The organism is unidentified bacterial endosymbiont (assembly GCF_918797525.1).
In the GTDB taxonomy this organism is placed as follows: domain Bacteria; phylum Pseudomonadota; class Gammaproteobacteria; order Enterobacterales; family Enterobacteriaceae; genus Enterobacter.
Genome location: NZ_OU963893.1, coordinates 3,508,029 through 3,520,905, shown reverse-complemented (window position 1 = coordinate 3,520,905; position 12,877 = coordinate 3,508,029). Strand labels below are relative to the sequence as shown.

Genomic DNA, 12,877 nt, shown 5'->3' with positions numbered 1-12,877 from the left:
GAAATAGATAGGTTTGTTATTTATTTCTAATTTCTATGTGTAATTTTTTATACGGAATGCGGTATCCATTATCTTTGTTTTTAAAACGTTTTATCACTTCACTTTTTTTAAATTACAGAGGTTTAAAATGACTGCACAAACAGAAGTATTAAATAGCCCGGCACAGTTGCTTATTAGTCCGGTGGTTACCCGAAACCTATTGATCCGTTTAACATCCGAGGAAACTAATTACGATGAAATATATTCTTTAACGGATCCGGAAATTTTACCCCTGGCGTTGAAAACAGCAGGGATCTTTCAGAACGCGCTGGTTCCCGCAGAAAATAATTCTCTTCGCTTCGATGTCAACACCGCTCTTGACGTTGTTAAGCAAAATCCCGAACTATCAGTCATTAGTTACACGGACATTACCAAAACGACCAGCAGTTCTCAGACCTCGGTGATGGTCGATTTAGTCGTGGAAACCATCAAGACCGTACTGGGTATTGCCCTTGCCCCCGTACCTCTTGCCAAACTCTCGGCAGCGATTGAAAGCGCTTATACCGATCTTCATAAAGAAGAGGGTAATGCCTGGATTTTCTGGGAAAAGAAACAGGAGAAGAAAACCACCTATCAATACAATATCACCTTTGCGGTACAGGCTGGTCCTACCGGCGCACTGCTGATGACTTGCCCCATGGGGCTGACGATAGACGTCGATAAAGAGTATGAGCGAGTATTGTTCATTACCCTGAAAGATACAGAATCTTATTCAACCCGCATTCAGGCGCTCAATACCGCCCAACTGGCGAAACCCGGGAGTCGAACTGCCGAGGCCGACGCCGTGTTAAACGTATTGCTGCAAAATGGTCCTCGCAAAGTTGAATAACCGAACCGGGTCTTCGTTGACAAAACTTTAATGATAATTATTTTCATTTAAATATAGCCCGTGCTATACCTTATAGCCCGGGCTATTTTTTTGAATTTAATCACCTCAGGAGAGTTCTGCGATGCACCCACTACAAGGATTGAAGCGTTTGTTGCTCGGCGCGCTGTTTATGGCCGTTACCACAACGGGCGTGCAGGCGGATGAAAAATTTCAGGTTATCACCACCTTTACCGTGATCGCTGATATGGCAAAAAACGTGGCGGGCGATGCCGCAGAAGTCACCTCCATTACCAAACCGGATGCAGAAATTCACGAGTACCAGCCAACGCCGGGCGATATTAAACGCGCGCAGAAGGCGCAGCTGATTCTGGCGAACGGCATGAATCTGGAGCTATGGTTTAAGCGCTTTTATCAGCATCTGAACGGCGTGCCGGAAGTGATTGTCACCAAAGGCATTACCCCAATGGGGATCACCGAAGGACCCTATAACGGCAAACCCAATCCGCATGCGTGGATGTCCCCGGACAACGCCCTCATTTACGTCGATAACATTCGCGATGCGCTGGTGAAGTATGACCCGGCCAATGCGCAGACCTACCAGCGCAACGCCGAAGTCTACAAGCAGAAAATTACCGCAACACTCGAACCACTGCGCATGCAGGTCGCGGAGATCCCTGAAGATAAGCGCTGGATAGTGACAAGCGAAGGCGCGTTCTCCTATCTGGCGCGGGACTTGGGGATGAAGGAACTCTATCTGTGGCCGATCAACGCCGATCAGCAGGGCACGCCCCAGCAGGTGCGTAAGGTCATCGACCTGGTGAAAAAACATCAAATCCCGGCCGTATTCAGTGAAAGCACCGTCTCTGATAAACCGGCTCGTCAGGTGGCGCGCGAAACAGGTACACACTACGGCGGCGTGCTGTATGTAGATTCCCTGAGCGCGGAAAACGGCCCGGTGCCGACCTATATCGACCTGCTTAACGTCACCACGCGCACCCTGGTGCAGGGCATTCGCGACGGCATGAAGGAGTAGCACATGCAAAAGGGGATTGTCGTCACCGACGTCACGGTAACCTATCGCAACGGCCACACGGCGCTACGCAATGCCTCGTTCAGCGTGCCTGGAGGATCCATTGCTGCGCTGGTGGGCGTAAACGGTTCCGGTAAGTCCACCCTGTTTAAGGCGGTGATGGGCTTTGTGCGGGCGGCGAGTGGCAACATCACGATCCTCGGCATGCCCCCCGTGCGCGCGCTGCGTCAGAATCTGGTCGCCTACGTGCCGCAGTCGGAAGAGGTCGACTGGTCGTTTCCGGTGCTGGTTGAGGACGTGGTAATGATGGGGCGCTACGGGCACATGGGGTTTCTGCGTCGGCCCAAAGAGAACGATCGCCGGATCGTCACCGACGCGCTCAAGCGTGTAGATATGCTTGAGCTGCGCCATCGTCAGATTGGCGAGCTTTCAGGCGGGCAGAAGAAACGCATCTTCCTGGCGCGGGCGATTGCCCAGCAGGGTGAGGTGATCCTGCTTGACGAGCCGTTTACCGGCGTGGACGTAAAAACCGAAGCCAGGATCATCAGCCTGCTGGGGGAACTGCGCGACGAGGGTAAAACCATGCTGGTGTCAACCCACAACTTAGGCTCGGTAACGGCGTTTTGCGATTACACGGTAATGGTCAAAGGCACCGTGCTGGCGAGCGGCCCAACGGACACCACTTTTACCGCCGAGAACCTGGAGCGCGCCTTCAGCGGTGTACTGCGCCACGTGGTGCTCAGTGGCTCTGAAGAGCGCATTATTACTGACGACGAGCGGCCCTTCGTCACCCACCGCAGGGAGGCATAATGAACGCGCTTCTCGAACCCTTCAGCTATGAATACATGCGCAACGCGATGTGGGTCTCGGCGATGGTGGGCGGCCTGTGCGCGTTTCTGTCGTGCTACCTGATGCTTAAAGGCTGGTCGCTGATTGGCGATGCGCTCTCGCACTCTATCGTGCCGGGCGTGGCGGGGGCCTACATGCTCGGGCTGCCGTTCTCGCTGGGGGCGTTCTTATCGGGCGGGCTGGCGGCGGGCAGCATGCTGTTTCTCAACCAGCGCAGTCGCCTGAAGGAAGACGCCATTATCGGGCTGATTTTCTCCTCCTTTTTCGGCCTCGGGCTATTTATGGTGTCGCTCAATCCAACCTCGGTAAATATCCAGACCATCGTGCTCGGCAATATTCTGGCTATTGCGCCGGAAGATATCCTCCAGTTGACGATTATCGGCGTGGTGTCAATCATCGTGCTGCTGTTCAAATGGAAAGATCTGATGGTGACCTTTTTCGATGAGAACCATGCCCGCGCCATCGGTCTGCGCCCCGGGCGTCTGAAAATACTGTTCTTCACGCTGCTGTCGGTCTCCACGGTGGCGGCGCTACAGACCGTCGGCGCATTTCTGGTGATCTGTCTGGTGGTGACGCCCGGCGCGACCGCGTGGCTGCTCACCGACCGCTTCCCGCGCCTGCTGATGATTGCGGTGGCGATTGGCAGTATCACCAGCTTCCTCGGCGCGTGGGCGAGCTATTATCTTGACGGCGCAACCGGCGGCATTATCGTGGTCGCCCAGACGCTGCTGTTCCTGCTGGCGTTTGTCTTTGCGCCGAAGCACGGCCTGTTGGCCAGCCGTCGTCGGGCGCGTCACGCACAGGAGATGCCTGAATGATGACGCTGCTTCTTGAACCTTTCCAGTTTGCGTTTATGAACAACGCGCTGCTGATTTCCCTCCTGGTGGCCGTGCCTTGCGCGCTGCTCTCTGTGTTTCTGGTGCTCAAAGGCTGGGCGCTGATGGGCGATGCCATGAGCCATGCGGTGTTTCCCGGTATCGTGCTGGCCTGGATGATGGGGCTGCCGCTGGCGTTGGGGGCCTTTGTCGCCGGGGTATTTTGCGCGGTCGCCAGCGGCTATCTGAAGGACAACAGCCGCATCAAGCAGGATACCGTGATGGGGATCGTCTTTTCCGGCATGTTCGCCGCCGGGCTGATCCTCTACATTGCCGTCAAGCCTGAAGTCCATCTCGACCATATTTTGTTTGGTGATATGCTGGGCATAAACGGCATGGATATCGTGCAAAGCGGTCTGGTTGCGGGGCTGATTACGCTGGTGATTGCCGTGAAATGGCGTGATTTTCTGCTGTTCTGCTTCGACTACCAGCAGGCGCAGGCGAGCGGTTTACGCACCCGCTGGCTTCATTACGGGCTGCTGTGCATGGTTTCGCTCACCATCGTCGCCACGCTGAAAGCGGTGGGGATTATTCTCTCGATCTCGCTGCTGATTGCACCCGGCGCGATCGCCGTGCTGTTGACCCGACGTTTCCACATGGCGCTGCTGGCGGCGGTGGCGGTCTCGATGCTGGTCTGCGTCAGTGGCGTCTATCTGTCGTTTTATCTCGACAGCGCGCCCGCACCGACCATTGTGGTGCTGTTCGCGCTGGTTTTCATCGTTACCTTCGTGACGACCAGCGTAAAGGCCCGGCGACGGGAGAACATTACAGCAATGTGATCACCCGTTCAGTGTCGCGTTTCCAGTGAAGCGTGAAGAGCGTGTGCTCGTCAAACCCTGCCAGCGGGCGGCTCAGCGCCAGCGTCAGGGTCTCCTCTTTGAGCATGATGATACGTGCGCTGTCAAATCCCATAAATGTGTTTACCTGCGGGAAGAGGGCCTTAAACAGGCTCTCTTTGGCGCTGAAGGCCAGCGTCAGGGCGAGGGCGAATGGGCAGCCCTGGCGTGACAGCACGCGCGCTTCCTGCGCATCAATAATGCCCTCTTTGACTTCTCTGGCTTCACTGTCGGAGAGGCAGGTTTCGCAATCGATGCCGATAAGCGCGTGTTTTTCACGAGTGACAACCGCCATGGCCTGCGTGCCGCTGTGGGTAATGCTGCCTGATATGCCCTGAGGCCAGAGAGGCTCGCCGCTCGGGCCAATGCCGGGAACCGTAGGTTCATTCAGGGCATATGCGGCGGCGATGCGCCCGGCAAGGTGCTCCGCTTTACGCTTGCGGCCGGCGCGAGCCAACTGTGGGTAATGGGGAAGCCAGAGGAGATCGGCGTCGGTGAAGGTCGTGGGGTCGAAGATGATGCGATGGACGGTGTGGCCAGCGAGAGAAAATGTGCTGTGGGTGGTGTGCATGGTTTTCCCCTCACCCTTCCCCTCTCACCCGGAGGGGAGAGGGGATGATTGACTTCAGTGCCTCAAAAATGCGTATTCACGCTCATAAACCAGGTACGGCCCGGCTCATTATACGTGTATGCCCCAGCGCCGTACATATAGGCGCCTGTGGTGGTATTACCCGTCGTCTGGGCATTCCCTGCCCGCCACTGGCGTTTGTCGAAGACGTTGTCCACCCCGCCGGTCAGACTGACGTTTTTGGTTACATCCCAGGTCGCACTCAGGCCAACGATGCTGTACGGGCTAACCTCGTCTTTCTCAGAGCCGGTCACCGGCTGACCTTTGTAGTTATATTTTTTCGGCTGCTGCTTGCCGTACCAGGTGAAGGTAGACTGCAGGGAAACATCCTGGCGTACCTGCCAGCTCAGGGTCGAGTTCAGCGTGTACTCCGGGATAATCGACAGACGGTCACCGGTCTCTTTGTTCTTACTTTGCAGCATGTAAGTGATGTTGTTGGTCCAGTTGATGGTGTCGCTGACCGGCACGTTCAGGGAACCTTCAAGACCTTCTACCACCGCTTTCGGCACGTTTTCCCACTGGTAAATATCGGTGGTAACGTTGCTGGTGGAGGTCTGGCTAATCGGCGCGTAGCCCGCTTCAATCTTATCGCGGTAGTCGTTACGGAACCAGGTTACGCCCGCCTGCCAGCCGGCGTGTTTCCACTCCAGTCCAATCTCTTTATTAATGCTGGTTTCGGCTTTCAGATCGTCGTTACCCATCATGTAACAGCCCACGCCGTCGGAACTGGCGTAGCAGCCCTGGCCTTTGCTGTAAAGCAGGTAGTTCGGGTTTGTCTGATACAGGCTCGGTGCTTTATAGGCGCGTGCGATACCCATCTTCAGCGTGAATTCATCCCCCAGACCCTGCGACAGGTTCAGCGACGGGCTCCAGTTGTTGCCAACGATGGTGTGATGGTCGAAACGCAGGGCTGGCGTCAGCATGGTACTGTCGGTCAGCTCCATGTTGTTCTCGGCAAACAACGAGAAGATCTCCGCCGAAGAGTACGGGCTGCGATCGTCGCTCATGCCAGGAATAGTGCCGCCTTGCTGCGCCTGCGTATTGGAGGTTGAATCCTTCATACGCTGCTGGTTCCACTCGGTCCCTAGCGTCAGGTTCTGGTTGACGAGAAAATCGATTGGCAGGCTAATTTCACTGTGCAGCATCACGTCGGCCAGGTCGGTGTCGGTGAATTTATTGCTGTTGAACAGCCCTTCCGTACCGCCCGCCAGCCCTTCGCCCAGACGGGAGTTGCGGGTATGTTCGTACTGCGCCCAGTTGCTGGTGGTCATGCCGTTATCCCAGCCGCCGTTCCAGGTCACGGCGAAGTTTTGACGATAAATACGGTTGGTCTCTTTACCGTAGTTTTTCTTCACCAGGCCGTTGCTGCTGTTGTCGTTGTTAGTGTTCTGCGTGTCGCCCGCATAGAGGTTGTTCTGGCGGCTGTAGCCCGCTTCAAACTGCAGGGACTGCATTGGCGCAAAGTCCCAGCGCACTACGCCGTTAATGTCTTTGTTTTCAACCCCTTCACGACCTGCTGGCAGCGTGTCGGCGTAAGCGCCGGTGCGCTCAGACTGATGGCCCTGGTTGATGTCCCACGCATCGGCCTGGGTTTTGTCGAGGTTACCAAACATGCGGAAGCTGAAATCGCCGCCCAGCGGCCCGCTCAGGCTGAAGTTGGTGCGTTTGGTGGAACCCTCGTCTTTATGTTCCGGCGCATTCAGATAGGTGTTCCAGGAACCATGCCACTGGTTGTCGAAATTTTTGGTGATGATATTCACCACGCCGCCTGCCGCGCCGTTACCGTAACGCGCAGCGGCCGGGCCACGGATCACGTCGATACGTTCAATCATCTCAGGCGGTACCCAGCCGGTGTCGCCACGGGTATCACGCTCGCCGCGCCAGCCCAGACGGATGGAATTACGGCTGGTGACCGGTTTGCCGTCGATCAGGATCAGGGTGTTTTCCGGGCCCATGCCGCGGATATCGATCTGACGATTGTTACCGCGCTGGCCGCTGGTAGAGTTACCCGTCAGGTTAACGCCCGGCATGGTTCGGATAATTTCGGCAACGTCGCGAGCGGGCGGGTTTTTACGGATCTCATCGGCCGTGATGGTCGATACACCCGGTGCCTGCAGGTTCTGCTTCGCGGCGGTGATCACCATCGTCTCTTCGTGCTGCGCGGCGGCGTTGTCGTCGTCTGCCAGGGCGGGCAGCGCGACGCCGTAAATCCCTACGTTGACCAGCAAGGCCAGGGAGTGAATCTTTTTATTCATTGTACGTCCTGCTTTTCGCGCCGCATCCCCGGGTCTCCGTTCCCGAAAGGGGGAGGAGGCGGCATGTTGTCATCCGCATATTGCGTAAGCAGCCCTGTCCTCGAGCGCACACAATGCGTGGCATGGTTGTTTTATGAGCGCGCTTCCCACAGCGCGGGCACTACGCTATTGCAAATGCAAATAGTTATCAATAATATTATCAATAAATTTTGTCTTGTAACAAAAAAGACACGCTAAACATGAGGTTATAAGGGTGGCGGCGTTAACAACGGGAAGTGAAGCCTGGTGGCAGTCCAAAAACGGCCCTGAATGGGTACGTGAACAGGATAATTATCGCGTCACGTTCTGGTGGCGCGATCCGGCAGGCACGCAGGTAACGTCGAGCGTAAAGCGCGTCTGGCTCTATATCACCGGCGTGACCGATCATCACCGAAATAGCCGTCCGCAATCTCTTGAACGCATCCCCGATACCGACGTCTGGCAGTGGCAGGGCAAGTTCAGCCCCGGGTGGCGCGGCAGTTACTGTTTTATCCCCTCTGCGCAGGAGCATGATTTTACCGATGCGGTATTCGAAGGCGAACAGCCTGACCGCATGGCGTTACGCGAAGGCTGGCGCGCATTATTGCCGCGCGCGGTGGCCGATCCGCTCAACCCGCAGAGCTGGCGAGGCGGGCGCGGGCATGCCGTCTCGGCGCTGGAAATGCCAGAGGCACCGGTGCAGCCTGGCTGGGACCATCCCGATACGCCATACAAAAAGCCTGTCTGCATCGAATGGAAAAGCGAGCGGCTGCACAATCGACGCCGCGTCTGGATTTTTACCGCAGGCGATGACAGCCCCGAGCGCCCGCTGGCGGTGCTGCTCGACGGGCAGTTCTGGGCTGAAAGTATGCCCGTCTGGCCTGCGCTAACGTCACTGACCCTCGACGGTAAACTGCCGTCGGCGGTTTACGTGTTGATTGACGTGATTGATACCGCGCACCGCAGCCGCGAGCTGCCGTGTAACCCCGATTTCTGGCTGGCGGTACAGAAAGAACTTCTTCCTCTGGTGAGAACCACCGCGTCCTTCAGCGAGCGTGCCGACCGTACGCTGGTAGCAGGGCAGAGCTTCGGCGGGCTTTCCTCGCTTTACGCCGGCCTCAACTGGCCGCAGCGCTTTGGCTGCGTGCTCAGTCAGTCCGGCTCTTTCTGGTGGCCGCACCGTGGCGCACACCAGGACGGCCTGCTCACTGAACAACTTAAAGCGGGTGAAAAAACCGCACGCGGGCTGCGCATCGTTCTTGAGGCCGGGCGCAACGAACCGCTTATTATGCGCGCGAATCAGGCGATTTACGCCGAACTACACCACATACAGCAACCGGTTATCTGGCGTCAGGTTGACGGCGGACACGACGCGCTGTGCTGGCGCGGTGGGCTGACGCAGGGGTTAATGACCCTCTGGCAGCCGTTTATTTAATAACGGAGTTTGTATGGAATTCAGTAACCCTTTCGATGATCCGCAAGGACAGTTCGCTATTTTGCGTAATGACCAGGCGCAGTACAGCCTGTGGCCGCAGCAATGCGCACTGCCTGCGGGCTGGCATGTCGTCTGCGAACCACAGTCTCACGAAGCATGTCAGCAGTGGCTGGCTGAGCGCTGGCAAACGTTAATCCCGTCTCATTTTGCAGGGGAGCACGCATGAATCGTCTTCCCCTTGTGGCCGCCCAGCCAGGTATCTGGATGGCAGAACAGCTTACAACGTTGCCAAACGCCTGGAGCGTGGCGCACTACACTGAGCTGAAAGGCGAGCTTGATGCGCCCCTGCTGGCAAAAGCGATTGCCGCAGGCATGTTGCAGGCCGACACCCTGCGCACGCGCTTCATTGAAGATGACGGCGAGGTGTGGCAGTGGGTGGATGACGCCATGACCCTGCCGCAGCCGGCCATCGTTCACGTTGACTCCCATGACGCCGCCGTGGCGCTGATGGAGGCCGACCTTAATCAGAACCTGCGCGTCGACAGCGGTCAGCCGCTGGCGTTCCACCAGCTTATTCAGGTGGGAGAGCATCACTGGTACTGGTATCAGCGTTATCACCACCTGGTGGTAGATGGCTTCAGTTTCCCGGCCATTACCCGCCAGATTGCCGCTATTTACCGCGCGTGGAAAAAGGACGAACCGACGCCTGACTCACCGTTTACCCCCTTTGCGGAAGTAGTGGAAGAGTACCAGCGCTATCGCGCCAGCGAAGCCTGGCAGCGCGACGGTGCTTTCTGGGCCGGGCAGCGTAAGCAGCTTCCTTCTCCGGTCTCGCTGTCATCCGCGCCGCTGCCCGGGCGTGCGACCACAACCGATATTTTACGCCTGAAAGTCTTTGCAGATAGCCGTGCCTTTAGCCAGCTTGCACGGGCTGCAGGGCAGGTAGCGCGTACCGATCTGGCGCTTGCGCTGGTGGCACTGTGGCTGGGGCGACTGACCGGACGGCTGGACTACGCTGCCGGGTTTATCTTTATGCGTCGCATGGGGTCGGCTGCCCTTACGGCAACCGGCCCGGTGCTTAACGTGCTGCCGCTGGCGGTCAATATCGCGCCGCAGGAACGGCTGGCGGAACTGGCGCTGCGCCTCGCCGAACAGTTAAAAAAAATGCGCCGTCACCAGCGCTACGACGCCGAGCAAATTGTCCGCGACAGCGGGCGAGCGGCGGGGGATGAGGCGCTGTTTGGCTCGGTACTGAACGTTAAAGTCTTCGATTATCAACTGGATATTGACGGCGTGCAGGCTATTACCCATACGCTGGCAACCGGGCCGGTTAACGATCTGGAGCTGGCGCTGTTCCCGGACGAGCAGGGCGGGCTGAGCATTGAAATCCTTGCCAGTAAACAGCGTTACGATGAAGCCACGCTGAGGCGTCACGTGGCGCGTCTGAATGCGATGCTGGTGCAGTTTGCCGCAGACCCGGATCTGCGCTGCGGCGATGTGGACACCGTCTCGGAGCAGGAGTATCAGCAGCTTGCGTGCATCAATGACACCGGTGTGATGTTACCCGCAGCCACGCTGGCGCAACTTGTCGTTGAACAGGCGAGCAAAACGCCGGATGCCCCCGCGCTGGCGGATGCGCATAACGAACTGAGCTATTGTCAGATGCGCGAGCAGGTTGTCGCCCTGGCAACCCTGTTGCGCGAGCGCGGCGTGAAGCCGGGCGACAGCGTGGCGGTGGCACTTCCACGCTCGGTGTTCCTGACCCTGGCGCTGCACGGCATTGTGGAAGCGGGCGCTGCGTGGCTACCGCTGGATACCGGTTATCCGGACGATCGCCTGCGAATGATGCTGGAAGACGCACAGCCATCGTTGCTCATCACTACCGACGAGCAGCTTCCACGCTTTAGCGATCTGCCGGTTGCCACGTTTAGTTACAACACACTATTACCGGCTGCGGGCACAGAACCGCTGAATCTCGCGAAACCGGCACAGACGGCCTACATCATCTTTACCTCGGGTTCCACCGGCCGTCCGAAAGGGGTGATGGTAGGCCATACCGCCATCGTCAATCGCCTGATGTGGATGCAGGACCACTACCCGCTGGACGCGAATGATGTGGTGGCGCAGAAAACGCCGTGCAGTTTTGACGTGTCGGTGTGGGAGTTCTGGTGGCCGTTTATCGCCGGGGCGAAGCTGGTGATGGCTGAACCGGACGCGCACCGCGATCCGCAGGCAATGCAGAGTTTCTTCGCGCATTATGGCGTGACCACAACCCACTTTGTGCCCTCGATGCTGGCCGCGTTTGTGGCGTCGCTGACGGCGGAAAACGCCGACTGTTGCACAACCCTGAAGCAGGTTTTCTGTAGCGGCGAGGCGCTGCCGACTGAGCTATGCCGTGAATGGGAACAGATTACTCATGTGCCGCTGCATAATCTCTACGGCCCAACGGAAGCGGCGGTCGACGTGAGCGGGTATCCGGCATTTGGCCCTGAACTGGCGGCGGTTGAAGGGAACAGCGTGCCGATTGGTTTCCCGGTATGGAATACCGGATTGCGTATTCTGGATGCGATGATGCGTCCGGTGCCGTTTGGGGTGGCGGGCGATCTGTATCTCACCGGCATCCAGCTAGCGCAGGGGTATCTGGGACGTCCCGATCTTACTGCCAGCCGCTTTATCGCCGACCCGTTTGCCCCAGGCGAACGGATGTACCGCACCGGTGACGTGGCCCGCTGGCTGGATAACGGCGCGGTGGAATATTTAGGCCGTAGCGACGATCAGCTTAAAATTCGCGGACAGCGCATTGAGCCTGGCGAAATCGATCGCGCGATGCTTTCTCTGCCCGATGTCGTGCAGGCGGTGGCGCATGCCTGCGTGTTCAACCAGGCGGCCGCCACGGGGGGAGATGCGCGTCAGCTGGTGGGGTATATTGTCTCTGGATCTGGCTTACCGCTGGATCGCGACGCGCTGCTGGAAGCGCTCAAAGCGCAACTGCCGCTGCATATGGTGCCAGTGGTGCTGTTGCAAATCAACGCGCTACCGCTCTCTGCCAACGGCAAGCTTGACCGCAAGGCGCTGCCGCTACCGGAAATGAGCAGCCAAACCACCGGGCGCGCAGCACAAACGGCAACTGAGCTGGCCGTAGCACAGGCGTTTTCCGCCTTGCTGGGCTGTGAGGTGAAGGATATTGAGGCCGATTTCTTCGCCCTCGGGGGACATTCGCTGCTGGCAATGCGCCTGGCCGCGCAGTTGGGGCGAACCTTTTCCCGCAAGGTGACGCCGGGACAGATTATGATCGCCTCGACGGTCAGTAAGCTTAGCGCGCTGCTGGATTCGCAACTGAGCGACGAACAGGCGCTGCGTCTGGGGTATGAAACGTTACTGCCGCTACGTGAAAGTTATGGCCCGACGCTGTTCTGCTTCCATCCGGCCTCCGGATTTGCCTGGCAGTTTAGCGTCCTGACACGCTACCTCAGCCCGCGCTGGGCGATCGCCGGAATACAGTCACCGCGACCAGACGGGCCGATGCAGCAATGCGCCGATCTGGACGGGGTTATCGAACATCACCTGTCCACGCTGCGCGAACAGCAGCCGCACGGGCCATATTATCTTCTCGGATATTCGCTTGGCGGCACGCTGGCGCAGGGGATTGCCGCGCGTCTGCGCGAGCAGGGTGAAGCGGTCGCTTTCCTCGGCCTGCTGGATACCTGGCCGCCAGAAACGCAGAACTGGGCTGAGAAAGAGGCCAACGGCCTTGATCCTGAGGTGCTGGCAGAGATCGAACGTGAACGTCAGGCGTTTATCGCCGCACAGCAAGGGCAGGGGCCAGGCGAACTGTTCAACGTCATTGAAGGCAATTATGCCGATGCGGTGCGGCTGCTGACCACGGCGCACAGTTCACGTTTTGACGGTAAAGCGACGCTGTTTGTCGCCGAACGTACGCGTACCCAGGATCCGCTGCTCGCCTGGGCGCCATGGGTCGGCGAGCTTGAGGTGTACAGCCAGGATTGCGCTCACGTGGATATCATTTCACCGCAGGCGTTTGAGAAGATTGGGTCGGTGTTGAAGGAGATATTGGGGTAACGT

Annotated in this window: 10 protein-coding genes; 8 read left to right on the top strand and 2 right to left on the bottom strand. The window is 57.9% G+C overall.

Going from position 1 to position 12,877, the window contains the following annotated elements; translation table 11 throughout:
• Window positions 1-127: 127 nt before the first annotated feature.
• From NL510_RS16765 to sitD, 5 genes are all read left to right on the top strand, one after another.
• Window positions 128-868: a cytolytic delta-endotoxin (insecticidal protein) gene (locus NL510_RS16765; protein ID WP_253378360.1), complete on the top strand. Its 741-nt coding sequence runs from the start codon at window positions 128-130 to the stop codon at window positions 866-868.
• 121 nt (window positions 869-989) lie between these two features.
• Window positions 990-1,901 (top strand): metal ABC transporter substrate-binding protein, encoded by a 912-nt coding sequence (locus tag NL510_RS16760; protein ID WP_436298441.1) that lies wholly within the window; start codon window positions 990-992, stop codon window positions 1,899-1,901.
• A 3-nt stretch (window positions 1,902-1,904) separates the two neighbouring features.
• Window positions 1,905-2,708, top strand: a complete 804-nt coding sequence (locus NL510_RS16755) for a manganese/iron ABC transporter ATP-binding protein (RefSeq protein WP_253378358.1) — start codon at window positions 1,905-1,907, stop codon at window positions 2,706-2,708.
• Window positions 2,708-3,565 (top strand): iron/manganese ABC transporter permease subunit SitC, encoded by an 858-nt coding sequence (gene sitC / locus NL510_RS16750; protein ID WP_253378356.1) that lies wholly within the window; start codon window positions 2,708-2,710, stop codon window positions 3,563-3,565. Before NL510_RS16755 ends, sitC begins: the two co-directional genes overlap by 1 nt.
• On the top strand, window positions 3,562-4,401 hold the full coding sequence (sitD, locus tag NL510_RS16745; protein ID WP_253378354.1) for an iron/manganese ABC transporter permease subunit SitD: 840 nt from the start codon (window positions 3,562-3,564) through the stop codon (window positions 4,399-4,401). Before sitC ends, sitD begins: the two co-directional genes overlap by 4 nt.
• Here the strand turns inward: sitD and entD are convergent.
• Together entD and NL510_RS16735 are read right to left on the bottom strand one after the other, a co-directional pair.
• On the bottom strand, window positions 4,388-5,029 hold the full coding sequence (gene entD / locus NL510_RS16740) for an enterobactin synthase subunit EntD (RefSeq protein ID WP_253378352.1): 642 nt from the start codon (window positions 5,027-5,029) through the stop codon (window positions 4,388-4,390). The genes sitD and entD overlap by 14 nt on opposite strands.
• A 62-nt stretch (window positions 5,030-5,091) precedes the next feature.
• Complete coding sequence (locus NL510_RS16735; protein WP_253378344.1) at window positions 5,092-7,341, bottom strand: TonB-dependent siderophore receptor; 2,250 nt, start codon at window positions 7,339-7,341, stop codon at window positions 5,092-5,094.
• A 253-nt stretch (window positions 7,342-7,594) separates the two neighbouring features.
• On the opposite strand from NL510_RS16735, the gene fes reads away from it, so the two are divergent.
• Genes fes through entF form a run of 3 tightly spaced genes read left to right on the top strand, consistent with a single transcriptional unit; the run spans window position 7,595 to window position 12,874 of the window.
• Window positions 7,595-8,794, top strand: a complete 1,200-nt coding sequence (gene fes, locus NL510_RS16730) for an enterochelin esterase (protein WP_253378342.1) — start codon at window positions 7,595-7,597, stop codon at window positions 8,792-8,794.
• 13 nt (window positions 8,795-8,807) lie between these two features.
• A complete protein-coding gene (locus tag NL510_RS16725; protein WP_253378340.1) occupies window positions 8,808-9,020 on the top strand; it encodes an MbtH family protein in 213 nt (70 codons plus the stop codon).
• A complete protein-coding gene (entF, locus tag NL510_RS16720) occupies window positions 9,017-12,874 on the top strand; it encodes an enterobactin non-ribosomal peptide synthetase EntF (RefSeq protein ID WP_253378332.1) in 3,858 nt (1,285 codons plus the stop codon). Before NL510_RS16725 ends, entF begins: the two co-directional genes overlap by 4 nt.
• The last annotated feature ends 3 nt before the right edge of the window (window positions 12,875-12,877 follow it).

What these genes read in the sequence shown, in the direction of transcription:
- sitC (WP_253378356.1), top strand. Translation starts at nt 2,708, where the DNA reads ATGAACGCGCTTCTCGAACCCTTCAGCTATGAATACATGCGCAACGCG.
- NL510_RS16765 (WP_253378360.1), top strand. Translation starts at nt 128, where the DNA reads ATGACTGCACAAACAGAAGTATTAAATAGCCCGGCACAGTTGCTTATT.
- NL510_RS16755 (WP_253378358.1), top strand. Translation starts at nt 1,905, where the DNA reads ATGCAAAAGGGGATTGTCGTCACCGACGTCACGGTAACCTATCGCAAC.
- sitD (WP_253378354.1), top strand. Translation starts at nt 3,562, where the DNA reads ATGATGACGCTGCTTCTTGAACCTTTCCAGTTTGCGTTTATGAACAAC.
- entF (WP_253378332.1), top strand. Translation starts at nt 9,017, where the DNA reads ATGAATCGTCTTCCCCTTGTGGCCGCCCAGCCAGGTATCTGGATGGCA.
- NL510_RS16725 (WP_253378340.1), top strand. Translation starts at nt 8,808, where the DNA reads ATGGAATTCAGTAACCCTTTCGATGATCCGCAAGGACAGTTCGCTATT.
- NL510_RS16735 (WP_253378344.1), bottom strand. Translation starts at nt 7,341, where the DNA reads ATGAATAAAAAGATTCACTCCCTGGCCTTGCTGGTCAACGTAGGGATT.
- entD (WP_253378352.1), bottom strand. Translation starts at nt 5,029, where the DNA reads ATGCACACCACCCACAGCACATTTTCTCTCGCTGGCCACACCGTCCAT.
- NL510_RS16760 (WP_436298441.1), top strand. Translation starts at nt 990, where the DNA reads ATGCACCCACTACAAGGATTGAAGCGTTTGTTGCTCGGCGCGCTGTTT.